The sequence below is a fragment of the Wenyingzhuangia heitensis genome (genome assembly GCF_011762155.1).
Classification (GTDB): Bacteria; Bacteroidota; Bacteroidia; order Flavobacteriales; family Flavobacteriaceae; genus Wenyingzhuangia; species Wenyingzhuangia heitensis.
Window position 1 is genome coordinate 283,458 of record NZ_JAASQL010000002.1, and the last position, 25,461, is coordinate 308,918.

Here is a 25,461-nt window from a genome sequence, read left to right on the forward strand (position 1 = left end):
TCTCGATACATTTTACTCCGTTACACTTTGTAAAACACTCGAACTGGCATTAATTGTTCTCGATGCTTTTACTTGAGTTGACTATTTTGTCACTTCGAGTGAATTAGCGGAATGAAATGCAGCTAATTTGTATCGAGAAGCGTTTTACTTTTTATATTTTTCTGCTGTAATTTCAGCAATATTAACCACTATTTTGGTTGCTTGTACTATAGATTCCAAGGGTACATATTCATATTTACCATGAAAATTATGTCCACCTGCAAAAATATTAGGACAAGGCAATCCCATAAAAGATAATTGAGAACCATCTGTACCACCACGAATGGCTTTAAATAACGGTGTAATATTTTCTCTTTCTAAAGCCTCTGCTGCAATATCAACAATATGCATTACAGGAGCTATTTTTTCTTTCATGTTAAAATATTGGTCCTTTATTTTTATAGAAAAAATTTCTTCTCCAAATTTTTGGTTCAGCGAAGATACTAAAGACTTCATAGTTTCTTTACGCTCTTCAAATTTTTCTAAATCGTGGTCTCTTACAATATACTCTAAGGTTGTTTTTTCTACATCTCCGTTTATGTCATGTAAATGATAAAATCCTTGATAACCTGTTGTTTTTTCTGGAACTTCATCCGAAGGCAATCCGTTTATAAACTGCTGAGAGATCAAAACAGCATTCACCATTTTATTTTTAGCATAACCAGGATGAACGTTTTTTCCCTGAACCGTAATTACAGCACTAGCAGCATTAAAGTTTTCGTACTCTAATTCTCCTATTTGGCTACCGTCCATAGTATAAGCCCATTCAGCTCCAAACGCTTTTACATCAAATTTGTGAGCACCTTTCCCTACTTCTTCATCGGGTGTAAAACAAATACGAATAGTTCCGTGCTTAATTTCTGGATGATTTATTAAATACTCCATAGCAGTTACAATTTCTGTAACTCCGGCTTTGTCATCGGCACCTAAAAGCGTAGTTCCATCTGTTGTAATAATAGTTTGCCCTTTGTATTGTTGAATGTCATCAAAATAAGTAGCATCTAAAATAATGTTTTGTGTTGCGTTTAACACAATATTTCCACCATCGTAATTTTTATGTATTTGTGGATTTACATTCTCTCCACTAAAATCTGGACTGGTATCTATATGGGCAACAAAACCAATTACCGGTACATTATGGTTTACATTGCTGGGTAAGGTTGCTGTTAAATAGCAATTATCATCTAATAGAACATTTGTCAATCCTATTTCTTGCAATTCTTTTTCTAGCATACGAGCTAAAACCCATTGTTTTTCCGTACTAGGAAAATTAGGATTTGTAGGGTCCGATTGTGTATCTACGGTTATATAGCTAATAAATCTATCTAAAATGTGTTGCATGGTGTTTACAATTTTGGGCAAAAATAACTAAGTGTTTACAACAAGCATAAACTTTTACAAAATAAAACCAATTTGCTTTTTATTGTTAAGGCAATATTTTTAAAGAGTTAAAAATTTCTAAAATCTCAGAGCTATTGTGTGATAAGTTTTTACTCCCGTTTATTTGTGCAGAAAGCAAATAATAATAGTCCTTATTAGACATGTAACATTGTATTGTATAAGTTGCGGAATCTGTGTTTTTTTGAAAACTATAAATTGCATAAGCGGGGTTTTGGTTAAAAGTAATAAGACCCTGATTGATAATAAAAGACCTAGGTTTTGCTAATGTTTGCTTACTTATTTTATTTTTAAATGCTTCTTCAATAATAATTTTTCCTTTAAAACGAGTAATGTCAATAATAAAAGAAGATGAAAAACTTCTAGTGGTGTCTGCTGCATAAATTCTAGATTGATAATCATCAAAATACAATTCTCTTTTCCAGTTTTCTCCAATTGTAATTTCAAAACTATTTTTTACATCTCTAATAGTTTTAGAATGGTTAAAATTTGTAGAAGTATTACATTCAATGACATCATAAATAGTAGGTTCTTTTTTGCAAGAAAACAAAAGGATTGTACAGCTTAGGTAAATAAAGTAATGAAGTTTTTTCATTCTGTTTTGTAACTATTAAATATGTATATTTAGTTGACTAAAATAAGTCTAAAATTTTAAATAGTTATGCGTGCATTGGTGATTTCTGGGGGAGGTAGCAAAGGAGCATTTGCAGGAGGAGTGGCAGAGTACTTAATTACCAAATTAAAAAAAGAATACGATATTTTAGTAGGAACGTCTACTGGTAGCTTGTTAATTTCTCATTTGGCTTTGGGGAGAATAGAAATGTTAAAGGATTTGTATACCAACGTAAATCAGTCAACCATTTTTAGTGTAAATCCTTTTGTTATTAAAGGAAGGAGAGGAGCAAAAACAGTTTCTATCAATCATTTTAAGGTTTTGTGGAATTTAATAAGAAAGCAAAAAACATTTGGTGAAAGTAAAAATCTTAGAAAACTATTGCACAATACAATTGATGAAGAGTTTTTTGCAGATTTAAAAGCAACTCATAAAGATATTGTAGTTACCGTTTCTAATTTAACACTAGGAAAAGTAGAGTACAAGTCTATTAAAGATTTTGACAGAAAACAGTTTTGTGATTGGATTTGGGCATCTTGTAACTATGTTCCGTTTATGAGTTTGTATGAAAAAGATAATTTTCAATATGCAGATGGAGGTTTTGGAGCTTTGGTTCCTATTAAAGAAGCCATCAACCGTGGAGCCACAGAAATTGATGTGATTATTTTAGATACCGAAACCAAGTTGATTGCCAATATTCCCGCAAAAAATCCATTCTCCTTAATTTCTGATGTGTTAGATTTTACTCTAGAACAAGTTAGGAATCACAATGTTTCTATTGGTAAATTGGCATCACATTACGGAGACGTACAATTAAATTTATATTATACTCCCACAATTTTAACCACCAATTCTTTAGTTTTTGACAAAGAACTAATGACAGAATGGTGGATAGAGGGATATTCTTATGCAAAAAACAAGCATAAGAATATTAATATGAGCGAACTAAAATTTGCTGATAAATAATAATTTAAAACAAAATACAAGTAGCCCTAGGAGCTTCAATTTCATCTACAAAAGTAAGTTTACCTGTGGTAGTGTTTCTTTTAAAAGAACAAATATTGTTTGTATCTCTATTAGCAACTACTAAAAATTGATTGTCTGTACTTAACGAAAAATTTCTAGGGTGTTTACCGTTTACAGAAACTCTTTCTACAAAATTTAAGGTTCCGTTTTTTGTTACGTTAAAAACAGTAATGCTATCATGACCTCTATTGCTCATGTATAAAAACTTACCGTCTTTGGTAATTTCTATATGTGCAGCTGTATTATTTTCTTTAAAATTTGAAGGTAATGTAGTTACTGTTTCTACAATACTATAAGTATTTTTCTTGGTGTTTTTTTGAACCACCGTAACGGTTGCATTCAGCTCATTAACCACATAAAAAATAGGAAGTGTAGGGTGGAAAGTTAATAACCTAGGTCCACTTTCACTAGGCATTTGTAATTCGCTAAAAGCGTTAGAAACAAACGTATCACTTTGGGTATCAATACTAGAAAACAAGATTTTATTTGCTCCTAAATCAATAGCGATGATGTTGTTAGAGTTGGGTTCAAAGTAGCAAGAATGTGCAAAAGATTTCTTTTGTCTTTTGTGTTTACTAGGAATGTTATAGTTGTGTTGTTCAGTATCTAGAATATCACTTAATTTTCCACTGCTGTCTATTTTATGCAAATTGATAGATCCATCAGCATAATTTGCATTTAACAGATATCCATTTTTGGTAGAAACATAACAGGGAGATTTTCCTGTTTTTGATGTATTGATTTCCTTTAATAGGTTCTCTTCAATTTTAAAACTAGACAAGCCTATATCTCCACCAGAGTTTGTACTAATTAAATACTTTTGATCTTTTGTTATCGTCAAATATGAAGGATTGTCTGTTTTAGCAACCAATTTTATAGCACTCATTTTACCATTTTCATCAATAGTTGATTGATAGATTCCTTCACTTGTAGAAAAATCATTATTAGTAACAGTTCCTATATAGAACGATGTGTTTTTTAATGGTGTGTTAGACATTGATTTAGTTGTTTTACAAGAGACGATAATAAGCGAAAGGATTAGAATTTTTAGTATGTTTTTGTGCATTCTATTTTTTTTGATGAAGATATAATTTTTTTAACACAAAATTAAACGCAACATAGTTGCGTTTGTTTGAATGTTTTATATATTTGCATCAAACATAAAATAAAAATCAAGACTAAAATGAAATTTAAAGCAATTATAGCCGCGTTAGTAATAGCAAGTAGTATTGTTTCTTGTGAAAAAGATGATCCAGTAATACCTAATGAACCAGAATTAATAGCGAATGTAACTTTAACTTTAACACCTGAAGCAGGAGGAGAAGATGTTGTTTTTCATTGGCATGATGAAAATGGAGACGGAGTAGTTGATGATAGTGAAAAAACAGAAGGAAGTTTAGATTCTAACACGGTATACACTACAGTGATTTCTCTAAATGGAGAGGACGAAGACCATCACGAAGAAGAGGAAGAGGAGCATGAAGAAGAAGGTGAAGAGCATGATCATGAACATGGAGATGATATTGATGCTGAAGTTAAAGAAGAAGGGACAGAGCACCAATTTTTCTATACACACCAAATTGATGGATTAACAGTTTTATATACCGATAAGGATGAAAATGGAAAACCAATTGGTCTTGAAACTACTTTTACAACAGGAGAATCTTATACTGGAGGAGCTGTTAAAATTGTTTTACGTCATGAGCCAAACAAATTTGCAGAAGGTGTTGCTAATGGTGATGTTACCAATGCAGGTGGTGAAAATGATGTGGATATCACTTTTGATTTAGGATTAAACAGATAAGAAAATAGACATTGAAATTTAGATATTATTTAACAATAGCTATACTGTTTGTTCAGTATAGCTTTTTTGCACAAAATTGTAGTTATACTATTTCTGGAATTATAAAAAACACCTCTAACAAAACCCCAATTGTTGGAGCTTCTGTATTTATAAAAGAAACGGGTAAAGGAGCAATTAGCAATCAGGATGGGTATTACGAAATCAAAAATATTTGTAAGGGTAATTATCATATAATTGTCCGTCATATGGGCTGCGAAGACAAAGAAAAGTCTATTGCTTTATCTAACCATTTAACGGTAGATGTAGAAATGCCACATTTGGTTAATATGTTGGATGGTATTCATTTACTAAACAAACATCCAAAAAAATCAACTCAAAGTACACAGGTAGTTAAACTTAAAAATATACAGAAAAACACCAATAAAAATTTAGCCAATCAACTAGAAAACTTAACAGGTGTAAGTACAGTTAAAAACGGAAATAGTATTGCAAAGCCTGTAGTGCATGGTCTTTATGGTAGTAGAGTTATGTTGTTAAATAATGGAGTGGTACAAAGTGGTCAGCAATGGGGGAATGACCATGCTCCAGAAATTGATCCATTAATGGCAGGAACTATAAAAGTGACCAAAGGTGTAGGTGCCTTGGAATATCAAGGAAGTAGTTTAGGAGCGGTTATAAATGTAATTCCAAAAGAGATTCAAGAAGATCCTCATTTACATGGAGGTTTGCTTTATTTTACGGAAACAAATGGGAATGGGCATAATGTGAATTTAAGTTTAGAACAAAATAATAAACAAATAGCTTGGAGAGTTACTGGAACTTTAAAAAAATATGGAGATAGAAAAACGTCTGATTATTATTTAAACAATACAGGATATACTGAAGCAAATTTAGCGGTTCAATTAGAAAAAAACATGTCTGATTCTTGGATGTCTAAAGTATATGCAAGTACATTTAATACTACATTGGGAGTCTTAAGAGGTGCTCATGTTACACTTAGTACAGATTCAGAAAATGGAGAGCTCTCAGAATATGCTCAATCGGTTTTGCATGCAGATGAACCTCAATATACAGAGACTGATTTTTCTTATGATATTGATGCTCCTAAGCAAAAAGTATATCATCATTTATTGAAATGGGAAAATGAGGTATTGATAACGGATGATGAAAAATATACATTTAATTATGCAGGTCAAATAGATAAAAGAGAAGAGTATGATGTACGAAGATCTGGAAGATCTGACACTCCTGCATTGGGCTTGTTACAGCAGACTCATTTTTTAGAAGCTACACATCAAAAAAAGTATCAAAATCAATTAGAAGTTAAAAAGGGAATTCAATATACATTTACCGATAATACCAATGATCCTGAAACGGGAATTTTACCTTTAATTCCAGATTATTTATCACATCAAATAGGTGGTTTTGCGTTATTTGATTTGGATTTAGATAAATGGAAGTTTGAGTTTGGAGGACGTTACAATTTTACTTATCAAAATGTTGCTTATATCAATAGAAATGTAAATAGAGATGTTGAAAAATATGATAATTATTTTCACAATTACAGTTTGGCTACAGGAGTAGATTATCATGCAACTCATAATTTATTTTGGTCTTTTAATTTAGGTCTTACTTCTAGAAACCCAGACATAAATGAATTGTATTCTTATGGATTGCATCAAGGAGTTAGTGGTTTTGAAGTAGGAAATCCTGATTTTAAAAAAGAAACAGGTGTAAAAGCTACGTTAGGATTAGAAGGAAATATAGATTTTAAATGGTTTTTTGAAAGTTTAGTGTATGCACAGTATATAGATAATTATATTTATTTACAGTCAGAAAATGAATTTACAACAACCATTAGAGGAACGTTTCCTGTTTTTGAATATCAGCAAGATAATGCTAGAATTTTAGGTTTTGATTTTGGAACAAATTATCTTTTTACGGATAATTTTAAGGTAGGAGCTAAGTATAGTTTTATAAGAGGAGATAATTTATCAGAATCTACACCATTAGTATATATGCCTGCTAACAATGGATTGTTAAATGCAGAATTTAAAGGTTTTAAACAAGGGTTTTTTAGAAATTCGGTTCTAGAAATACAGTACAAATATGTATTTAAACAAAATCATTTGTTAGAAAATCAAGATATTTTACCTCCACCAAATGCTTATCAGCTGGTGAATGTTAATTTTACAAGTGAGTTTTACGTGTCAAAAACAAAAGTAAACTCTTACATTAAGTTAGACAATGCTTTTAACGTTAAGTACCGAGATTATTTAAATAGATTAAGATATTTTTCTGACGATTTAGGAAGAAGTATTGTACTGGGAATAAAAGTAAATTTTTAAAGAGATGGATTTAGAAATAAAATTTACAGATTTATTAAGAGATAGAAACTTAAAAGCAACTCCTAAAAGGTTAGAGTTGCTTACGGTTATTGCGAATTACAATTCGGCCATACCGTATAGTGAGTTGCAAAAAAAGTTAAAACATTTTGATAGAGTTACTCTGTATAGAACGTTAAATGCTTTGTTAGATAGTGGTATTATTCACAAAGCTTCTGTTAGTACAGATGATACTTATTATGCCATGTGTAAAGAGTATTGTACCACAGAATGTCATAACCATAAACACGTACATTTTAAATGTGTAGAATGTTTAGAGGTTTCTTGTGTAGATACTACAAACACAATTCAAATTCAAATCCCCAATGTTAAAATTCAACAAGTAGATATTGAGGTGAGTGGTGTTTGTGAAAAATGCATTTAATGTATTTTACTAACCTTAGTTTTTTGTTAGGATTTGTTTCTTTGTTGTCCACAGAGCCACCCCGAAAATTCCTGACAACAAAATTTGGCTGACTTAGTGTATATAGACCAAACTTTGAGAAAGAACTAAACCCGAATTAAAGATAAGCAGGAGTTGTGTAGTGTTTTTTTAGCGAGGCTTTATTCCTCCATTAGTAGATAATAACCATTCTATTTTAGAGGGAAAGGAAGGGCTTCCTCCATTTCTCCAGCCAGTATTGTTTTGATTATCTCCATAGTAGTAACCATCGGTATGTTTCTTGGGAATTATTCCTGAATATTTATTTGTTTTATTATTTTTCCAGTATCCATTATACCATGTGGTTCTTCCATCTCTATTACCCCAATATGCTTTTGAACTTTTAGGTCTTGGCATGGTGTATTTCCATCCTTGTATTTTTAACTCAATAGCGGTTACAAGTGTTTTTTTATTAACACTTATTCCTTGTCTTAAAAGTTTTGGAATTATATTATCTTTTATTGTAGAAAAATCAAAATTATATTCTATTCCTTTTTGATATTCCCAAGTATAGTCCGAGTGTAGAATTATTTTTTTTCCATTGGAAAGTGTTTCTATTTGATCTTGTGCATATATTTGAAATGCAGAAGTAAATAAAAAAGTAAGTGTAAAAATGAATTTATTCATTGATTTTTTTTAAAAATGTTACCTAACTATTTTACGCGTACAAATTTTGCCAACGGTGCCATTTTGGCTTTGTGTAAAGACAAGGTATCGTTGTGAATTGTGTAGTTGTCAATTTTTTCAATTACTCCTAAAAAAGCAGTTTCATAAGGATTGTTAAAACAGTGTTTTTTAGTGCTTATTGTTTTAGAAAAGGAGAGTCTGTTTCCAAATTTAAGATCATAATTTCCAGAAATACTATTGCATCCCGTAAAACCAGAAACACGGTTGTTGTTGCTATCTAAAGTTAGGTTTGGAATGTTTTTTTGAGCGGCTTTTATTGGTTTTCCAACAAGCTCTATCAAATACCATTTAACTTCTGTAAGCTTTGTATCTGTCGCAATTTTTTGCAATACATATTTGGTTGCCAAAGCCCCGTCAATGGATTCTTTTTGTTTGTTTAGCTGAATTAAAGTGTTTTTACCTACCATATAACTTACATTTTCTATGTTAATGGTATTTTCTAAATCATTCCAAGTAAATTGATCTTTGGTAATAGTTTTATTAGTGTCTTTACCTAAATACTCAACTTGCTTGGTATAAGTTAAATCTTTCTTAATGGTAATTTTTGTTTTAATTCCGCTGCAATCTGCACAAGGAATAGTTCCTACATATGTTCCTGCCCAGTCTAAGTTTTTTTTACTACTATCTTTGTTTAAAATAGAAGCTTCTAAATGATGAGGGTTTTCTTTGTTAGATGTTTTACATCCTATAAATAGTAAAGAAAAAAGAGTGATTTTTAATAAGGTTGATTTCATAAATATTGTTTAAAAGTCAAGTATAAAGATAAAAAAAACACCTTTTATAAGTAAAAGGTGTTTTGTGTTTTATGAAAAAGTAAAACTTAGTTTACTTCAACTAATTCAATATCAAAATTTAAATCTTGACCCGCTAATGGGTGATTTGCATCTAATACAACTTCTTCTTCTTCAAGACCAACAATTACTAACATTTGTGTTTGACCATCTTCACGACTAGCTTCTAATTGCATTCCTACCTGAGGTTCTAACTCAGCCGGTAATTGTGTTTTAGGTAATTTAAACACAGCATCTTCGTTTCTTGCTCCATAAGCTTCTTCTGCAACAATGGTAACCTGTTTGTTGTCTCCAACAGACATTCCGTTTACTGCTTGATCAAAACCTTGAATCATTTGTCCAGCACCTACTGTAAATTCTAAAGGTTCTCTTTCTCTAGAGCTATCAAATACCTGATCGTTATTTAATTTACCTGTGTAATGTACTTTTACTGTGCTTCCTTCTTTTGCTTGAGACATATCTCTGTTTTATAATTTAAAGCCCAAATTTATAGATTTAAATATGGCTCATAGAATGATTTTAAAAAAATATTAAAGGCTTTTTATCTAAATAATAGTTTTTGAATACCATTTTGTTCGCTATTGTTTTTTGAATTAAAACCATATGTAACACTCTTAAGTATACTAATTGGCTAGCTTGAAAATTATAAACTAACCAAACGGCTAAACATAATGATACGTACAAATTTAAGATTGATGGGTTTATTATTTATTTTGATTTTGACATTTGGTTGTCAAAAAGAAAATGAATCTATAGACGGTTCTAAAACAGAAACCAGTGAAGAAATAAAAGAGGATTCCCCAGCGGATGATACGATTAAAGAAGAAGATGAAACTCCTAATGAAGATGTGGAGGAAACTAAAAGTGGAATTCCGGTATGTGATGATGAAAAACAACCTATACCAGAATATATAGATGATTCTATAACTCCTGTAAACAACAAAATAGATATTTTTTTAGAAGAGAATGGTCTTTTAATAATGGAAGCAGAAAGCACAAAATCGGATTACGGAAAGTGGGTTTTTGAAACCACAACTCCAGATTTTAAGGGTACAGGATATCTTAGATACAATGGTCCTTTTTCAGGTAGTTCTCCTTTGTCTTATACCTTTAAAATAAAAAACTCTGGAATATATAGATTAATGATTAGAAATTCTAAACCAGAAGGTGTTGAGTCGGATGCGAATAATGATTGTTTTATTAGAATGGAAGGAGATTTTACAGCAGGTACAATAGATTCTTGTGTCAATAATTCAGAAAAATCATCAAAATCTACTTCTGTTTTAAAACAAGATAAAAAGTTTTTTGGAGTTGGGGGTACAGGTGAATTTAAAAATCCTGCAGGTATTATGGATTTGGGTCATGGTAATGATAAAAAACTTTGGGCAACGTATAATTTTAAGGCAGACAACATATATACTTTGGTGATTACAGGGAGGTCTAGTAAATATTGTATTGATAGAATTTTACTTGTAGATTTACATAAGTATCAATATTCTGAGTTTAGTACTTATATTAAAAAAGCAATTCAAAATAAAAAGAAAGAATAATCTTTGTAAAAAGATAGGCAAAAAAAGAGGGAATGCTTAAAAATAGCATTCCCTCTTTTTTTGTCTATGATAAAATTTTACTCTACGTTAAAGGTTTTAATTCCGTGAATAGGAGTTCCGTTGTCAGAAATACCCTCTACTTCAATAATATAATCACTTCTAATATCACTCGTGTAAAAAGAAACCTCGGTAGCACCATTGTTATTGGTTCTAATTATAGGTTCCCAGTGTAACGTGGTTCTTAAATCCGATTTGTTTAACAATTCAAAATCGTTTACGTGGTCTGGTGCATAAAATTTTCTAGCAGTATAAAAACCTTCCGCCTGAAAATCTATAATCCCAGGTTTTCTTTTAATATTTCTGCTTCCAACGTTTCCTGTGTTAGAGTACAGTGCAATTACACCATTACCTCCATTAGAAAATGTAGCAGCATCAGAACCTTGTAAAACATCAATAAAAGATATTTCATCACCATTAATAGATTGTAAGAAACTTCCGTCTATTTCTAAATTATCTAATACAATTTTAGCGGGATTGCTAGATCTTCTTAAGTAGATACTATCTCCTGTAGTAAAAACACCGTTCATTTGACTTACAATATCAAAAGCAGTATAACTACCAGGGGAGTTAAAATCATTTAATAAGTCTAAACGTTCTCCATTCATAGGCTCTCCATAATCGGTAAGGTTATTCATGTCCTCTTGTCTTTGTTGTTCTTCAGTTTTACGTTTGGCAATTAAAGTAATTTCGTTTAATTTTTCTACTTCTTTGTTGTATCTAAATTTTTCTTCTTTAATATATTTGGTCACTTTCACAAAATTAGCAACCTCTAATTCTTTGTCTTCTTTTTCTATTTTGTTAAAGAAGACATTCTTTTCAATTTTAGGAGTACTTCTATCTTTATCTACAAGAATTACTACGTTTCTAGATTTTCTTCGGGTAGATTTAAAATCCTCCATTCTAGACTCTATAATTACTGGCATAGAATCAAAAAATACATACGGTCCAAATTTAAACTTACCTAAAGTATCTGATTGTCTAATAGGTTCTTGAAAAATATTCTTTGTAAAGAATGTCAATCGGGTAGGAGCTGCAAATGCTTGGTAAGGTTTTTTTAATTGTTTTGTAGTTCCAGCTATAAATAAACCAGTTTCGGGCTTAAATTTAGGAGTGATGGTGTCTTGTTTTGTTAACAGATCTGTCCAAGTAAAACGTCTCCATCCGTGAGTCATTAATAATAAATCTAATAAATATCGTCTCTTTAAATCATTTTCTTTTTCAAAAAAGTACCCTGGGTTTTTAACACTACCTCTTAGGTCTGAGTTTAACAGTAACCATGATTTAATGTTTCCTGATCTGGTGTTGTACGGATACGCTTTTAAATCTCTAACAGCCATAGATAAGTTACCTGCTACACTTTTATTGTCCGTGTTTTTAACGTCTAATTGGATTGTTATTTTCTTACGAGCTTCTACTGATGCTTCTGGAGCATTTATATTTAATGTTAAGTTATTATCTGGGTTGTCTATAAAAATTAATCTTTCTGCTACTGGGTTTCCTTTTGCGTTAAACAAAGTAATGTTTACAACACCATCTGCTAATTCTTTGGTGGCAATTTTAATTACATTGCTCGTTTTGTTTTCTGTTTCAAAATTTTTGTAAAGTAAATGACCTCTTTGATGTGCTACCAAATAGGTGTCTTTTAATCCTGTTTCTGTTGTAGATGAATTTTGAATTATAATATGTTGTCCATTGTTTGTAGCTCCAAGAGTGTATCCGGTAGGTAGTATTTTAGGTAAAAAATATTTTTCTTCTTTTCCGTTTATAAATACACTAGCGTAATAGTTCTTGTTTAATTCAGGAATAAAAATAAAACTACCTAAACCTAATTCTAAAGTTTTAAATTCGACTATTTCATTGTGATTTTGGTCTTTAATAGTTCCGTTTAAGTTTACTTGGCTAAATCTTTTGTCTTTTACTTCAAAGGCAATTTTATTGGCAGTTTCTGCTATTAAATTTCCACCCTCTGGATAAAACCTTATGTTGGGTCTTGTTGGTTTTACTGTTTCTTTAGCTTGTTGTACAGGTGTGGGTGTAGGAGTTACTTCTTTAGTAACAGTGGCAAGATTATCTTGTTCTTCTATATTGTAAATAGGAATTTCTTTTTGAAAAAAGTAATCACTACTTTGGTTTTGCATATATTTTGTATAGGCTCTTAATATATAAGTACCCGGTTTCCAGTTTTTATTTATTTTAAAATCACCAGAAGCAATAGTGTTGTTAAAAAATAATTTTCTTTTAGAAACAATGCTGTCTTTTGCATTGATTAATTCTACATGTACAACTTTACTTTTGTCTGTTTTTTGATGGGTAATTCCATTTACCAAATAAGTAGAAAACCATAAATCCTCATCAGTAGAATAAAAGGGTTTGTCTGTTTGGATGTAAATTTTTTCGGGATGATTTTTTGTGTAATTTCCTAGTTTTTGCTGTACTTTATCTAAGAAGTCTGTAGTCGTAATAATTGTAAACGAGGCTAAGCAAAAGGTAATGCTTATTAATAGAATCTTTTTCATATGTTTTTTATAGAGTTTAACCAACTTTAGTTAGACCACAAAAATCAAATATAGTTTATTTTTTATTTAAAAAAACACAAAAAAAAAGGGAAAGCTTTAAACTTTCCCTTTTATATATGAGTTTTGTTGAGTTTTCTACAAATGAATTACTTCATCGTAAGCAGCAGCAACAGCTTCCATTACAGCTTCAGACATTGTTGGGTGAGGGTGAACAGTTTTTAAAACTTCGTGCCCTGTAGTTTCTAATTTACGACCTAAAACAGCTTCAGCAATCATATCGGTAACACCAGCACCAATCATATGACATCCTAACCATTCTCCGTATTTGGCATCAAAAATTACTTTTACAAATCCTTCTTTAGTACCTGCAGCAGATGCTTTTCCTGAAGCAGAGAAAGGGAATTTTCCAACTTTTAATTCATAACCAGCTTCTTTAGCTGCTTTTTCAGTCAATCCAACAGAAGCAATTTCTGGGTAAGCATACGTACATCCAGGAATGTTTCCGTAATCAATAGGTTCTGTATGTAAACCTGCTATTTTTTCTACACAAGTAATCCCTTCAGCAGAAGCAACGTGTGCCAAAGCTTGACCAGGAACTACATCTCCAATGGCATAGTAACCAGGAATGTTTGTTTGATAAAAATCATTTACAATAATTTTATCTCTATCTACAACAATTCCAACTTCTTCTAAACCAATATTTTCAATATTTGTTTTAATACCCACAGCAGATAATAAAATATCAGCTTCTAGTTTTTCTTCCCCTTTTTTAGTTTTAACGGTAGCAACAACTCCTTCACCAGAAGTGTCTACAGACTCTACAGCAGAGTTTAACATTACTTTAATTCCAGCTTTCTTTAAAGCATTTCCAAAAGCTTTAGAAACCTCTTCATCTTCTACAGGAACTACGTTAGGCATAAATTCTACAATAGTTACTTCTGTACCCATTGAGTTGTAAAAGTGAGCAAATTCAACACCAATTGCACCAGAACCTACTACAATCATTTTCTTTGGTTGCTCAGGTAAGGTCATTGCTTGGCGGTATCCAATTACTTTTTTACCATCTTGTGGCAGGTTTGGTAATTCTCTAGAACGAGCACCTGTTGCAATAATAATATGGTCTGCAGAAAACTCAGTTACAGTACCATCAGCATCAGTAACGTCTACTTTTTTTCCAGCTTTAATTTTACCAGATCCTTTTATAACATCAATCTTGTTCTTTTTCATCAAGAATTGAACACCTTTACTCATTCCTTCTGCTACACCACGAGAACGTTTAATTACTGCTTCAAAGTCTTTATCAATAGCTTCTGCTTTTAAACCATAATCATCAACATGCTTTAAGTAATCGTATACTTGGGCACTTTTTAATAAAGCTTTTGTAGGAATACATCCCCAGTTTAAACAGATACCTCCTAAAGATTCTCTTTCAACAACAGCAGTCTTAAACCCTAATTGTGAAGCTCTAATAGCAGTAACATATCCTCCAGGTCCACTTCCGATAACAATAACGTCGTATTTCATGTGTATATTTTTTAATCTAGTGATTGAAATTTATAATGTATGCAAATGTAACAATTCAAAACTATATTACATAGCAACTATAATCGATTTTATAGGGATTAACAAGGTTAGCTTACTTTGTTTAAAATATAATTTTAACAATTTGAATTCTAGATAAATAGTTTAACTAAAACAAACTTTTATTTAAAACTTAGGTCTAAGTTTCTAATTATTGTGATTTTTAGAAATGAAAAATAGATATCGTTTTACTTTTATTGTTTTTATTGTTTTTTTTAGTTCTTGTACTAAAGAGTCTTATACAGCAGTAGAAGTTGTTTCATTAAAAGAAGAGCTTACCCATCAAAATATAATTGATGAGATCCTAAAGATTGATTTGACGAATTTATTGAATTACGAAAATCAAAATATTCCTAATTACATAATAAAAGACAATACACCTGTAAATAATTCTATAACAAATGCAGGAGCAACTTTAGGTAGGGTTTTGTTTTACGATAAAAAACTATCTAGTAATAATACCATTTCATGTGCAAGTTGTCATCAGCAAGAATTTGCGTTTTCTGATAGAGCACAATTTAGCCAAGGAGTAAATGGGCAAACATTAAGACATTCTACACGTTTAATAAATGCTAGGTTCTCTGATGAGGTAAATTTTTTTTGGGATGAAAGAGCTTCTAGTTTAGAAATGCAAGCAACAATGCCTATTAAGGATCATAGCGAAATGGGATTTAGTGGTTTAAACGGAGCTCCTAATTTTCAAGATTTGATTATTAAACTTTCAGCTACTACTTATTATCCTATTTTATTTAAAAAGGTATATGATGATGTAGCTATTACAGAAGAAAGGATGGGAAAAGCATTGTCACAGTTTATAAGAAGTATTCAGTCTTTTGATTCAAAATATGACATAGGTCTTGCACAGGTAAATTCACATACAGATGATTTTCCAAATTTTACAACGGAAGAAAACAAAGGAAAACGTTTGTTTACCGAGGATTTTAAATATGTGATTGAAAGCGTTACTATAGAAAAATTTGGTGGAGATTTAACAGTGGTAGCAGCACATCGTATAAGTGGTGGATTAAATTGTGCGAGTTGCCATAGAGCACCAGAGTTTGATATTGATCCGTTGTCTTTAAATAACGGATTTGATCGTCCACTAAACGGAAATTCTTTACTAGAACGAGATTTTACTGTTACACGTTCTCCAACACTTAGAGATTTAATTCGTCCTAATGGAGAATTAAATGAACTAAACAGCCCCATGTTTCATGCAGGTACTACCAATGATTTGTTAGGAGGTATTATAGCCAATTATAATTTTAAAGACATTCATACAGATAATCACAATTTAGATGCTCGTTTGACTCCAGAAGGTTATCCTCAATTTTTAGACATGAATACTGAGGAAAGAAATCAATTAATGGCATTTTTAAACACCTTAACCGGTAGTGATGCTTACATAAATACAAAATGGTCTAATCCTTTTAGATAAATTGCATAAACTACTTTTTTAAATAAAGTCTATATGTATTCGCATTATATAGTTAAAATAAAACCTTATTTAGATACTTATAGATTATTAGTATAGTTCTATACTTGTTTGTATTTTTACAGTGAATAAATTTGAACATAACTAAACAAAAACTTTTCTAAGTTTGTTTTGTTCTTATTTTTTTAAGGGAACTAAGTCATTATTAATAATAAATCCATTGTATAAATGAAGATTTCTTCGAAAACAATCAATATTATTCTTTTTGTTTTATTTAGCTTGTTTGCGGTTGTGCAGTTAAACGATCCAGATAGTGCTGTGTGGTTTTCTATATACGCTGCAGTAGCTGTAATATGTGTGTATTCCGCTTTTAAAACACTTCCTAAACTATTTCTAATCGTTGTAATTGCATTATTGTTAGGGTATTCTTTGTTTTATTTTTCCCTTTTTATAGATTATTTACAAATAGATCATAAAGAAGAAATTTTTGGAACTATGGTATATGAAAAACCATATTTAGAAGGATCTAGAGAGTTTATGGGTTTATTAATTGCTGCATTAGGTGTTTTGTATCAATTAAAAAAAAGAAAAGATTAAACAAGGTAGTTTTTAATAGTTAATTTATTTTAATACTATGATTTCAAGAAAAGAACAAGTACAATTTATATCTACCATACAATCACAATTTTCATCAAAAGAATTTGAATGGATTGCTGTAAAAATCAATCAAACTGCATTGGTGGAGAATAGTAAAAAATTCAATATTTTTTTTAGTCTAGTATCTAGATTTATAAGCGATAAAGTTTGTGAATGGAATTCAGATCAAAAAGAAGCATTAGAAAATATATATCCAGGTTTTACTTTAAGTAACTGGAACAAACAAGAATTGGCTCGTGTTCAGTTAATGATGAGTTTGCCTATTTCTGTAAACAAATCTATCATTCTATCTTTTTTTGAAACTGCCGAAATAAAAGAGCAAGTAGCCTTGTATAAAGGATTGTATTTGTTAGAAAATGCACAAGAGTTTACTCATCAATATACAGAAGGAATAAGAACAAATATTGCGGATGTTTTTGATGCCATTGCTTTTGGAAACCCTTTTGCCAAAGCCTATTTAAGTGAAGCAGAATGGAATCAGCTAATTTTAAAATGTTTTTTTATGGATAGAAACATTTCTAAAGTACAAGGATTAGATGATGGAAAGAATAAAGATTTAGCGACCATGTTACAAGAGTTTGTAAAAGAACGCTGGGCAGCAGGTAGACAAATCCCAATAGAAGCTTGGAGAATGATAGAAGGGTACCTTAGAGAAGATGTAAAAGAATTAATTTTAAAAAGAACATCTACAGGAGTAGAAAAAGAAATATTAGATACATTAATAGCAAACAAACCGTTGAGTCCTAATTATTGGAATAACAACGATAAATAATATATAAAATGAATTTTATAGATCCACACATTCACATGGTCTCTCGTACAACAGATGATTATGAAAACATGAGAGCTGCAGGAATTGTAGCTGTTATAGAACCTGCTTTTTGGTTAGGACAACCCCGTACAAACGTAGGATCTTTTAAAGATTATTACAGTACGTTGGTAGGTTGGGAACGTTTTAGGGCTTCTCAATTTGGAATCAAACATTACTGTACTATGGGGTTAAATTCTAAAGAAGCAAACAACGAAGCTTTGGCAGATCAGGTGATTGAATTGTTGCCACAGTTTATAGCCAAAGAAGGAGTGGTTGCTATTGGAGAAATAGGGTATGATGATCAAACAGAATTAGAAGATAAATACTTTAGAATTCAGTTAGAATTAGCCAAAGAATACGATTTACCTGTATTGGTTCACACACCACACAGAGATAAAAAACAAGGAACTTTAAGAAGTATGGATGTGGTAGAGGAACACGGAATCCCACCACATTTGGTATTGATAGATCATAACAACGAGGAAACAGCCAAAGCAGTTTTAGATCGTGGTTTTTGGGCAGGATTTACTATTTACCCAAAAACTAAAATGGGTAAAAAAAGAATGGTAGAAGTAGCAAAACAATATGGTTCTACCAAAGTAATTGTAGATAGTTCTGCAGATTGGGGGGTGAGTGATGCGTTATCGGTTCCTAAAACGGCCGCCTTAATGTTAGAAAGAGGGGTTTCTAAAGAAGATGTTCACAAAATTTGTTATCAAAATGCATTGTCTTTTTATGGTCAAAGTGGACAGTTTAACGAGTCTGATTGGGTACAAGATAACAACGTAAATCAAGCAGATTTATTAGAAGGAAATTCAGTGTTAAGAGGTCAAAATCCTAAAGAAATTAGTTTTAAAGGAATGGCTAAATAATGAAGAACAAAAAGATTGAGGCTTTACTGTTAATTATAAGACCTGCAAATGTGATTACCTCTATTGCAGATGTGTTGGCAGGAATAGCCATTGTAGGTTATTTAAATTATAGTGGTGTAGACAACACATTGTTTTTACACGGAATTTTACTATCTATTGCTACAGCTTGTTTGTATGCAGGGGGAATTATTTTTAACGATGTTTTTGATCTAGAAGCAGATAAAATAAATAGACCAGAGCGTGTAATTCCTAGCGGAAAATTAAGTTTAAAAGAAGCTAAAATAGCAGGAATTGTTCTTTTTTTTATTGCCATAATGGCAACTTTCTTAGTGTCTCTATTTAGTACTTTAGTAGCTCTAGGAGTTGTAGTTTGTGCTTTGAGTTATGACAAATACGCAAAACACAACACTTTTTTAGGGCCTATAAATATGGGGATGTGTAGAGGTTTAAATCTAATTTTAGGGATGAGTATCATTACTAGTTTAGATGCCAAATATTACTTAATTTCTCTATTGCCAATTTTATTTGTTTCTGCCATTACCTTAACGGCTCAAAAAGAAACCAAAGGGAAAAATAAATTAGCCATAGGATTGGCAATGCTTTTAGATTTAAGTATTGTTGTTGGGTTTTTATTTATTGCTCAAAACTTTAACTTTTCTCTACAAAAAGCAGGAGTTTTTCTTGCCTTTTGGTATGGTGTAAATGTAGTAGCTAAAATAAATGCTATTGTAAAAAATCAACCCAAATTAATAATGAAAGCGGTAAAAATAGCAGTATTGTCTTTAATACCGTTAAACGCAAGTTATGTTGCCGGATTTAGTTCTGTAACCAACGCATTATTGGTACTATGTTTGTTACCAATTTCGTTATATCTATCAAAAAAATTCCCTGTTACCTAAGTTTATGAAGGCACCTAAAATTATAAAGCAATCTTTTCAAGTTCACTTTAGTTTCAATTTACTTTTTACAAGTAATTTGTTCAATACCCAAAATACCACTTTAGCCAATACAATTATTGATAAAGATAGAGTAGCCAAGGTATTGGTTATTTTAGACAGTGGAGTTTCTATAGCTCACCCGGACTTAAAAAATAATATACAGCATTATTTTAAACATTACCAAGAACAAATAAGTTTGCAAGGTGATGTGATGGAAATTCCTGGAGGAGAAACCGCAAAAAATAACGATGCACATATCAATTCCGTTCTAGAAAAAGTAAATGCTTACGGTATAGATAGGCATTCTTATATTGTGGTGATTGGAGGTGGAGCAGTGTTAGATGCTATGGGATTTGCTGCTGCAATATCACACAGAGGAGTTCGTTTGGTGAGAATACCAACCACGGTATTATCTCAAAACGATTCTGGAATTGGAGTTAAAAATGGAATCAACTTTTTAGGGAAAAAGAATTTTACAGGAACGTTTGCAGTTCCTTATGCTGTTATTAACGATGATGCTTTTTTAACAACTTTAGATGAACGAGATTGGAGATCTGGAATATCTGAAGCTATAAAAGTAGCATTGATAAAAGATTATGAATTTTTTGAATGGATAGAACAAAATACATCTGCCTTAAATAATAGAAATTTAGAAGTGATGAATGAGTTGATTTATCGTTGTGCAGATTTGCACATGAAACACATTCAGAATTCTGGAGATGCCTTTGAACAAGGTTCTTCTCGGCCTTTAGATTTTGGTCATTGGTCTGCACATAAATTAGAACAATTATCCAATTTTAACATAAGACATGGTGAGGCTGTAGCTATAGGTATTGCTTTAGATAGTGCTTATTCTTATTTACAAGGTCATTTATCAGAAACAGAATTACAACGTATTTTAGACACGACTTTAAATTTAGGTTTTTCTATTTCTTATGATGAAATGGATGCAAACGTAATTAAAGGATTAGAAGAGTTTAGAGAACATTTAGGAGGGAAGTTAACCATTATGTTGTTGTCTGCTTTGGGTACTGGTTTTGAGGTTCATGAAATGGAATCTGACATTGTATTAAAATCCATAGATTATTTAAACAAATACGTGTCTAAAAAATAGATTAGAAAAATGGAAATAAACCAAGGACATTTAACGTATTGTACCAACATACATCCTGGAGAAACTTGGGAGGAAGTTTTTGAGAGTTTAAAGAAATATACATTGGCTGTTAAAAGTAAAGTGTCTTCTAGTAAACCCTTTGGAATAGGCTTGCGTTTGTCTGCAAAAAGTGCCTTTGTTTTATTACAAGATAATCATCTGCAAGAGTTCAAACAATGGTTAGAAGCAAATCAACTATATGTTTATACGATGAATGGTTTTCCGTATGGAGATTTTCACAACGTAGCCATTAAAGATCAAGTACATGTGCCAGATTGGACGACAGAAGATCGGATTGTTTATACTCAGAATTTAATAAAAATATTGGCTTATTTACTGCCAAATAAAATAGATGGTGGAATTTCTACCTCTCCATTGTCTTATAAATATTGGTTTGATTCAACTGATGAAAAACAAAAAGTAACCCGCATTACTTGTGAGTCTATTGCTAAAATAGCCTTGGATTTAATAGATATTAAACAAGCGACAGGAAAAAATATTCACTTGGATATTGAACCAGAACCCGATGGTTTTTTAGAAAACACACAAGAAGTGGTTTCTTTCTATGAAGATTATTTGCTACAAACAGGAGCAAATTTTGTAGCAGAGCATAAAGGTTGTTCTCTAGAAAAGGCAAAGGAACATTTGCTAAATCACATTCAGGTTTGTTACGATGTTTGTCATTTTGCCTTGGCTTATGAAAGTCCAGAACATGTGATTTCTACTTTTTTGAGTAAAAATATTCAGATAGGGAAAATACAAATTAGTTCAGCGATTAAGTGTCAAAAATCAGAAAAGGTATCTATACAAACTCAGCAAGAATGTTTGCAACAATTTGATGAACCAACATATTTACATCAATCTATTGTACAGTTGCAAAACCATAGTTTGGTGCATTTTTCAGATTTATCACAAGGGATTGCATTGATGAGTTCACCAGATTTTAAAGAGATTAGAACCCATTTTCATGTACCCATTTTTACAACAGATTTTAACGTAGTACAATCTACTCAAGATGAAATTGTAAAGGCTTTAGAACTTTGGAAACAGATAAAATATACCCATCATTTAGAAATAGAAACCTATACTTGGGGAGTGTTGCCAAATGATTTACAAACAGATATGACCAGTTCTATAGTTAGAGAATTGAATTGGGTGATTGATCAATTAAAAGAATAAGTTTTTTATGAATAAAACAGTGGTTATTAATATTGTAGGATTGTCTAGTGCATTGCTAAAGCACAAGGAACTTTTTTTAACACAATGGATTAAAAAAAGAAATGTTTCTAAAATAAAACCAGTTTTACCTGCAGTTACCTGTGCTGCACAATCTACTTATTTAACAGGAAAATGGCCTAATGAACATGGTATAATTGCTAACGGATGGTATTTTAAAGAGCAATCTGAGGTGATGTTATGGAAACAATCTAATCACTTGGTAGAAGCTCCTAAAATTTGGGATGTAGCCAAAAGTAAAAATGCAGCATTTACATCTTCTAACATGTTTTGGTGGTACAACATGTATTCTAATGCAGATTACAATGTAACTCCAAGACCACAGTACAGAGCCGATGGTCAAAAAAAACCAGATTGTTATTCCAAGCCAGGAGAGTTAAGAGATCAACTACAAAGTAAATTAGGAACGTTTCCTTTGTTTCATTTTTGGGGACCTAATACGTCTATTAAAGCTACAAAATGGATTGCCGATGCTTCTAAATTAGTTTTTGAATGGCACCAACCAACCCTGCAATTAATCTATTTACCACACCTAGATTATGTATTGCAAAAAACAAATGAGGAACAAACCATTTTAAAAAATTTACAAGAGTTAGATGTTGTTTTTAAAGATTTGGTCGCTTTTTATGAAGCCAATAATGTGGAGATTATAGTCTTGTCAGAATATGGAATTGCTCCTGTAAAAGCACCGTTTCACATCAACCGTTTATTAAGAGAAAACAATTTACTTCAGATTAGAGAAGAAAATGGCTTAGAATTGTTAGATGCAGGGGAGAGTGCAGCTTTTGCAGTGTCCGATCATCAAATAGCGCATGTATATGTAAAAGACAAAAGTAAGATAGATTTTCTGAAAAAACTATTGGCAGATTGTCCAGAAATTGATTTGGTATTGGATTCAAAAGACCAAAAAAAGTATCACATCAACCACAAAAGATCTGGGGATTTGGTTGTGGTGGCAAAACAAGACTATTGGTTTACGTATTACTATTGGCTAGACGATAAAAAAGCACCTGATTTTGCAAGAAATGTAGATATTCATAAAAAACCAGGTTACGACCCAGTAGAGATGTTTACTGATCCTAAGAAAAAAATGATGACTGCTCGAATTATTTTTAAAATTCTAAAGAAAAAGTTAGGTTTTAGATCTATGCTAGACATTATTCCGTTAGATGCAACTTTGGTAAAAGGATCTCATGGAGCTGTAAATATAGAAGAAGATTATTATCCTTTAATTATTCAAAATATTAAAAATGTGTCGACTCAAAAGGATTCTTTTTTACAAGCTACAGATGTTTTTGAACTTATTTTAAACCAAGTGTTTGCTAAGGATTCAGAAGTGTAAAATTAAAGATCTTTACTTAATAATGTTCTAAATTTACTAGGAGTTTGTTGGGTGTGTTTTTTAAACAATCTAGAAAAGTAAGAATAATCTTCATAGCCTAAACTAGTGGCAATTTGGTTGATAGATGCATTGCTAAAAGTGAGCATTCGTTTACTTTCTAACACAATTTTCTGAGAGATTAACTCTGTAATTGTTTTGTTTAACAGCTCTTTACAAATTCTGTTTAAATGTTTTAAGGTAATGTTCATTTTAGAAGCGTAAAAAGAAGGAGATTTTTCTGTAGTATAATAACAATCTAGTAGTTGATTGAAAATTTTTAGTTTTTGATGATATGTTTGATGTGAATAGGTGTTTTCTGATAAAAATTTTCTAGAGATTTCTATGTGAATAACATCAATAATATTTAATAATTTATCTTTTTTTCTAGATTTAAGTTGTTGATTTTCTTTGATTAAGAGTTTGAAATAAAACTCAATATCTAAAAGTTCTTTCTCGTTAAATAGAATTTCAGATATATTTTTAGAAGGTTCATAAAACGGATATTCTTCAATTCTTTTATGACCAAAATACAGGTTGTAAATCTCATCAGAATAAAAAAGAATATAGCCATCAATATCATTAGAAAGCTCCCAGCCATGTGCTTGTCCAGGTTTTAAAACATACAAACTCCCTCTTTTAATACTAAAGGTATTAGAGTCTATATTGTGTGTTCCTGTTCCGTTGGTAAATAATACCAAAAGGTAAAAATTATGACGATGAGACTTTTCTATAAAACTATGTTCTATCAAATGATTTTTAAAAGTATTTATGTACAAATGGTCTTTGTTACTACTATCGTTAAAATTCTGAATAGTATATATAGGCACTTTTTTCATTTTATTTATAATGTCTTTATTATGCTAATATTTGTGGAGATATTAATTATTTTAAAATCTGATAAAATCTATTTTTGACTACTTAAATATAAATAGTTTTTAATTGTTAAATGCAGAATATAATGTTTAAATTAATACAACAGATATTTACAAATAAATGTCCTAACTGTGGTAAAGGAAAAGTGTTTAAAGATAAGAATATTGTGTTTAGTATGAGTGTTCCCAAAATGAATTCTAAATGCCCAACTTGTGATTATAAATATATAAAAGAACCTGGTTTTTTTATTGGAGCGATGTATGTAAGTTATGGTTTGGGTGTTGCAGAAGGATTGATAACTTATTTTTTTGCCAGTCCGTTTTTTGAAAAGTCTTTAGACATGAAAATTATTCCTATTATAATTGGGATAATGTTGTTACTAACATTCTTTAATATTAGAATTTCTAGAATGATTTGGCTCTATATGTTCAGAAGTATAAAATAAGTGTTGACCTGTAATTAGCTACACATAATCAAAGTGTTAGTAAATACTTTACCTATTGATATAGTTAGTTTAATAATAAGGTAATTCACTTTTTAGTAGTAATTAATTATAATGATAGAACTTAGCATTTAAATTATAATTTTATAATGGCTAATGCAGAAAAGGACATTGCAGTTTTACTAAAAAATCTTACCAAAGGAGATGAAAAAGCATACATGTCTTTGATAGATCTTTACTATAAAAAGCTCTTTGGTTATGCATACAGTCTTACTAAAGATGCTATTTTATCTGAAGATATTGTACAAAATGTTTTTATGCGAATTTGGGAAAACCGAAAGAGTTTAAAAATTACAGAATCTATAAAAAGCTTTTTGTACAAATCTGTTTATAACGATTTTATAAATACCTACAGAAAACAGCAATCATCTGTTGTTTTAGATAAAATTTATCACGATACTTTAACTTCTTTTGTAACAGATGAAGAAACTAACTTATTAGAGAGAAAAGTAGCGTTGTTAAAATGTGAAATAGATCTTTTACCTACAAAATGCAAACAAGTTTTTTTATTAAGTAAAGAGGAAGGTTTGACAAATTTAGAAATATCAGAATATTTAACAATTTCTAAAAAAGCAGTAGAATCACATATTACCAATGCGTATACAATTCTTAGAACAAAAGTGGAAAATAAATTAAAAGAGTTTGGGTTATAAATTAAAAAAGCCGTCTAAAAAGACGGCTTTTTGTACAATTTTAACATTGTTAAAATTGA

At 30.8% G+C, this 25,461-nt stretch carries 24 protein-coding genes; 15 read left to right on the forward strand and 9 right to left on the reverse strand.

Annotation, left to right across the window (positions count from 1 at the left end; genetic code table 11):
- Positions 1-144: 144 nt before the first annotated feature.
- Positions 145-1,380, reverse strand: a complete 1,236-nt coding sequence (pepT, locus tag FHR24_RS09830; protein ID WP_167187690.1) for a peptidase T — start codon at positions 1,378-1,380, stop codon at positions 145-147.
- 85 nt (positions 1,381-1,465) lie between these two features.
- Positions 1,466-2,032: a hypothetical protein gene (locus FHR24_RS09835; protein ID WP_167187693.1), complete on the reverse strand. Its 567-nt coding sequence runs from the start codon at positions 2,030-2,032 to the stop codon at positions 1,466-1,468.
- A gap of 66 nt (positions 2,033-2,098) precedes the next feature.
- Between FHR24_RS09835 and FHR24_RS09840 the strand changes: the two genes are divergently transcribed.
- On the forward strand, positions 2,099-3,016 hold the full coding sequence (locus tag FHR24_RS09840; RefSeq protein ID WP_167187696.1) for a patatin-like phospholipase family protein: 918 nt from the start codon (positions 2,099-2,101) through the stop codon (positions 3,014-3,016).
- A gap of 4 nt (positions 3,017-3,020) precedes the next feature.
- On the opposite strand, the gene FHR24_RS09845 is transcribed toward FHR24_RS09840, so the two are convergent.
- Positions 3,021-4,073 (reverse strand): lactonase family protein, encoded by a 1,053-nt coding sequence (locus tag FHR24_RS09845; RefSeq protein WP_167187699.1) that lies wholly within the window; start codon positions 4,071-4,073, stop codon positions 3,021-3,023.
- 186 nt (positions 4,074-4,259) lie between these two features.
- On the opposite strand from FHR24_RS09845, the gene FHR24_RS09850 reads away from it, so the two are divergent.
- From FHR24_RS09850 to FHR24_RS09860, 3 genes are read left to right on the forward strand one after another with little or no spacing between them, the layout of a single operon-like run.
- Positions 4,260-4,880, forward strand: a complete 621-nt coding sequence (locus tag FHR24_RS09850) for a hypothetical protein (RefSeq protein ID WP_167187702.1) — start codon at positions 4,260-4,262, stop codon at positions 4,878-4,880.
- 11 nt (positions 4,881-4,891) lie between these two features.
- Positions 4,892-7,228 carry a TonB-dependent receptor gene (locus FHR24_RS09855; protein ID WP_167187706.1) on the forward strand — a complete coding sequence of 779 codons (2,337 nt, stop codon included), beginning with the start codon at positions 4,892-4,894 and terminating at the stop codon, positions 7,226-7,228.
- A gap of 4 nt (positions 7,229-7,232) precedes the next feature.
- Positions 7,233-7,649: a Fur family transcriptional regulator gene (locus tag FHR24_RS09860; RefSeq protein ID WP_167187709.1), complete on the forward strand. Its 417-nt coding sequence runs from the start codon at positions 7,233-7,235 to the stop codon at positions 7,647-7,649.
- 168 nt (positions 7,650-7,817) lie between these two features.
- On the opposite strand, the gene FHR24_RS09865 is transcribed toward FHR24_RS09860, so the two are convergent.
- From FHR24_RS09865 to FHR24_RS09875, 3 genes are all read right to left on the reverse strand, one after another.
- Positions 7,818-8,333: a hypothetical protein gene (locus FHR24_RS09865; protein WP_167187713.1), complete on the reverse strand. Its 516-nt coding sequence runs from the start codon at positions 8,331-8,333 to the stop codon at positions 7,818-7,820.
- Between the two features lie 26 nt (positions 8,334-8,359).
- The gene (locus FHR24_RS09870; protein ID WP_167187716.1) at positions 8,360-9,127 is read right to left on the reverse strand and encodes a copper resistance protein NlpE N-terminal domain-containing protein; all 768 of its coding nucleotides are present in this window, start codon (positions 9,125-9,127) and stop codon (positions 8,360-8,362) included.
- A gap of 86 nt (positions 9,128-9,213) precedes the next feature.
- A complete protein-coding gene (locus FHR24_RS09875; protein ID WP_167187719.1) occupies positions 9,214-9,642 on the reverse strand; it encodes an FKBP-type peptidyl-prolyl cis-trans isomerase in 429 nt (142 codons plus the stop codon).
- 213 nt (positions 9,643-9,855) lie between these two features.
- Between FHR24_RS09875 and FHR24_RS09880 the strand changes: the two genes are divergently transcribed.
- On the forward strand, positions 9,856-10,734 hold the full coding sequence (locus tag FHR24_RS09880) for a carbohydrate-binding protein (RefSeq protein WP_167187722.1): 879 nt from the start codon (positions 9,856-9,858) through the stop codon (positions 10,732-10,734).
- Between the two features lie 77 nt (positions 10,735-10,811).
- Here the strand turns inward: FHR24_RS09880 and FHR24_RS09885 are convergent, their stop codons facing one another.
- A complete protein-coding gene (locus FHR24_RS09885; protein ID WP_167187725.1) occupies positions 10,812-13,310 on the reverse strand; it encodes a hypothetical protein in 2,499 nt (832 codons plus the stop codon).
- 135 nt (positions 13,311-13,445) lie between these two features.
- A complete protein-coding gene (gene lpdA / locus FHR24_RS09890) occupies positions 13,446-14,834 on the reverse strand; it encodes a dihydrolipoyl dehydrogenase (protein ID WP_167187728.1) in 1,389 nt (462 codons plus the stop codon).
- Positions 14,835-15,060: 226 nt separating this feature from the next.
- On the opposite strand from lpdA, the gene FHR24_RS09895 reads away from it, so the two are divergent.
- The 8 genes from FHR24_RS09895 to FHR24_RS09930 all read left to right on the forward strand — a co-directional run bounded on the left by FHR24_RS09895 (position 15,061) and on the right by FHR24_RS09930 (position 23,335).
- Positions 15,061-16,329, forward strand: a complete 1,269-nt coding sequence (locus tag FHR24_RS09895; RefSeq protein WP_167187731.1) for a cytochrome-c peroxidase — start codon at positions 15,061-15,063, stop codon at positions 16,327-16,329.
- A gap of 225 nt (positions 16,330-16,554) precedes the next feature.
- Positions 16,555-16,923: a transmembrane 220 family protein gene (locus FHR24_RS09900; RefSeq protein ID WP_167187734.1), complete on the forward strand. Its 369-nt coding sequence runs from the start codon at positions 16,555-16,557 to the stop codon at positions 16,921-16,923.
- Between the two features lie 37 nt (positions 16,924-16,960).
- Positions 16,961-17,755 (forward strand): EboA domain-containing protein, encoded by a 795-nt coding sequence (locus FHR24_RS09905; RefSeq protein ID WP_167187737.1) that lies wholly within the window; start codon positions 16,961-16,963, stop codon positions 17,753-17,755.
- An 8-nt stretch (positions 17,756-17,763) separates the two neighbouring features.
- Positions 17,764-18,666 carry a TatD family hydrolase gene (locus tag FHR24_RS09910; protein WP_167187740.1) on the forward strand — a complete coding sequence of 301 codons (903 nt, stop codon included), beginning with the start codon at positions 17,764-17,766 and terminating at the stop codon, positions 18,664-18,666.
- Positions 18,666-19,565: a UbiA-like protein EboC gene (gene eboC, locus FHR24_RS09915; protein ID WP_167187743.1), complete on the forward strand. Its 900-nt coding sequence runs from the start codon at positions 18,666-18,668 to the stop codon at positions 19,563-19,565. The genes FHR24_RS09910 and eboC overlap by 1 nt, the downstream gene beginning before the upstream one ends.
- 4 nt (positions 19,566-19,569) lie before the next feature.
- Positions 19,570-20,718, forward strand: a complete 1,149-nt coding sequence (locus tag FHR24_RS09920) for a 3-dehydroquinate synthase (protein ID WP_167187746.1) — start codon at positions 19,570-19,572, stop codon at positions 20,716-20,718.
- Positions 20,719-20,727: 9 nt separating this feature from the next.
- Positions 20,728-21,936, forward strand: coding sequence for a metabolite traffic protein EboE (gene eboE / locus FHR24_RS09925; protein WP_167187749.1), 1,209 nt, complete (start codon positions 20,728-20,730; stop codon positions 21,934-21,936).
- A gap of 7 nt (positions 21,937-21,943) precedes the next feature.
- Positions 21,944-23,335 (forward strand): alkaline phosphatase family protein, encoded by a 1,392-nt coding sequence (locus FHR24_RS09930; protein WP_167187752.1) that lies wholly within the window; start codon positions 21,944-21,946, stop codon positions 23,333-23,335.
- Between the two features lie 2 nt (positions 23,336-23,337).
- On the opposite strand, the gene FHR24_RS09935 is transcribed toward FHR24_RS09930, so the two are convergent.
- On the reverse strand, positions 23,338-24,210 hold the full coding sequence (locus FHR24_RS09935) for an AraC family transcriptional regulator (protein ID WP_167187755.1): 873 nt from the start codon (positions 24,208-24,210) through the stop codon (positions 23,338-23,340).
- Positions 24,211-24,332: 122 nt separating this feature from the next.
- Here FHR24_RS09935 and FHR24_RS09940 point away from each other — a divergent pair, with 122 nt between their 5' ends.
- Entirely contained in the window at positions 24,333-24,692 is a 360-nt protein-coding gene (locus FHR24_RS09940; protein WP_167187758.1) for a DUF983 domain-containing protein, read from the forward strand.
- A 146-nt stretch (positions 24,693-24,838) separates the two neighbouring features.
- Entirely contained in the window at positions 24,839-25,402 is a 564-nt protein-coding gene (locus tag FHR24_RS09945) for an RNA polymerase sigma factor (RefSeq protein WP_167187761.1), read from the forward strand.
- Positions 25,403-25,461: the final 59 nt, after the last annotated feature.

Coding starts and splice junctions, on each gene's coding strand:
- pepT (WP_167187690.1), bottom strand. CDS start 1,380: ATGCAACACATTTTAGATAGATTTATTAGCTATATAACCGTAGATACA.
- FHR24_RS09835 (WP_167187693.1), bottom strand. CDS start 2,032: ATGAAAAAACTTCATTACTTTATTTACCTAAGCTGTACAATCCTTTTG.
- FHR24_RS09840 (WP_167187696.1), top strand. CDS start 2,099: ATGCGTGCATTGGTGATTTCTGGGGGAGGTAGCAAAGGAGCATTTGCA.
- FHR24_RS09845 (WP_167187699.1), bottom strand. CDS start 4,073: ATGTCTAACACACCATTAAAAAACACATCGTTCTATATAGGAACTGTT.
- FHR24_RS09850 (WP_167187702.1), top strand. CDS start 4,260: ATGAAATTTAAAGCAATTATAGCCGCGTTAGTAATAGCAAGTAGTATT.
- FHR24_RS09860 (WP_167187709.1), top strand. CDS start 7,233: ATGGATTTAGAAATAAAATTTACAGATTTATTAAGAGATAGAAACTTA.
- FHR24_RS09865 (WP_167187713.1), bottom strand. CDS start 8,333: ATGAATAAATTCATTTTTACACTTACTTTTTTATTTACTTCTGCATTT.
- FHR24_RS09870 (WP_167187716.1), bottom strand. CDS start 9,127: ATGAAATCAACCTTATTAAAAATCACTCTTTTTTCTTTACTATTTATA.
- FHR24_RS09875 (WP_167187719.1), bottom strand. CDS start 9,642: ATGTCTCAAGCAAAAGAAGGAAGCACAGTAAAAGTACATTACACAGGT.
- FHR24_RS09880 (WP_167187722.1), top strand. CDS start 9,856: ATGATACGTACAAATTTAAGATTGATGGGTTTATTATTTATTTTGATT.
- FHR24_RS09885 (WP_167187725.1), bottom strand. CDS start 13,310: ATGAAAAAGATTCTATTAATAAGCATTACCTTTTGCTTAGCCTCGTTT.
- lpdA (WP_167187728.1), bottom strand. CDS start 14,834: ATGAAATACGACGTTATTGTTATCGGAAGTGGACCTGGAGGATATGTT.
- FHR24_RS09895 (WP_167187731.1), top strand. CDS start 15,061: ATGAAAAATAGATATCGTTTTACTTTTATTGTTTTTATTGTTTTTTTT.
- FHR24_RS09900 (WP_167187734.1), top strand. CDS start 16,555: ATGAAGATTTCTTCGAAAACAATCAATATTATTCTTTTTGTTTTATTT.
- FHR24_RS09905 (WP_167187737.1), top strand. CDS start 16,961: ATGATTTCAAGAAAAGAACAAGTACAATTTATATCTACCATACAATCA.
- FHR24_RS09910 (WP_167187740.1), top strand. CDS start 17,764: ATGAATTTTATAGATCCACACATTCACATGGTCTCTCGTACAACAGAT.
- eboC (WP_167187743.1), top strand. CDS start 18,666: ATGAAGAACAAAAAGATTGAGGCTTTACTGTTAATTATAAGACCTGCA.
- FHR24_RS09920 (WP_167187746.1), top strand. CDS start 19,570: ATGAAGGCACCTAAAATTATAAAGCAATCTTTTCAAGTTCACTTTAGT.
- eboE (WP_167187749.1), top strand. CDS start 20,728: ATGGAAATAAACCAAGGACATTTAACGTATTGTACCAACATACATCCT.
- FHR24_RS09930 (WP_167187752.1), top strand. CDS start 21,944: ATGAATAAAACAGTGGTTATTAATATTGTAGGATTGTCTAGTGCATTG.
- FHR24_RS09935 (WP_167187755.1), bottom strand. CDS start 24,210: ATGAAAAAAGTGCCTATATATACTATTCAGAATTTTAACGATAGTAGT.
- FHR24_RS09940 (WP_167187758.1), top strand. CDS start 24,333: ATGTTTAAATTAATACAACAGATATTTACAAATAAATGTCCTAACTGT.
- FHR24_RS09945 (WP_167187761.1), top strand. CDS start 24,839: ATGGCTAATGCAGAAAAGGACATTGCAGTTTTACTAAAAAATCTTACC.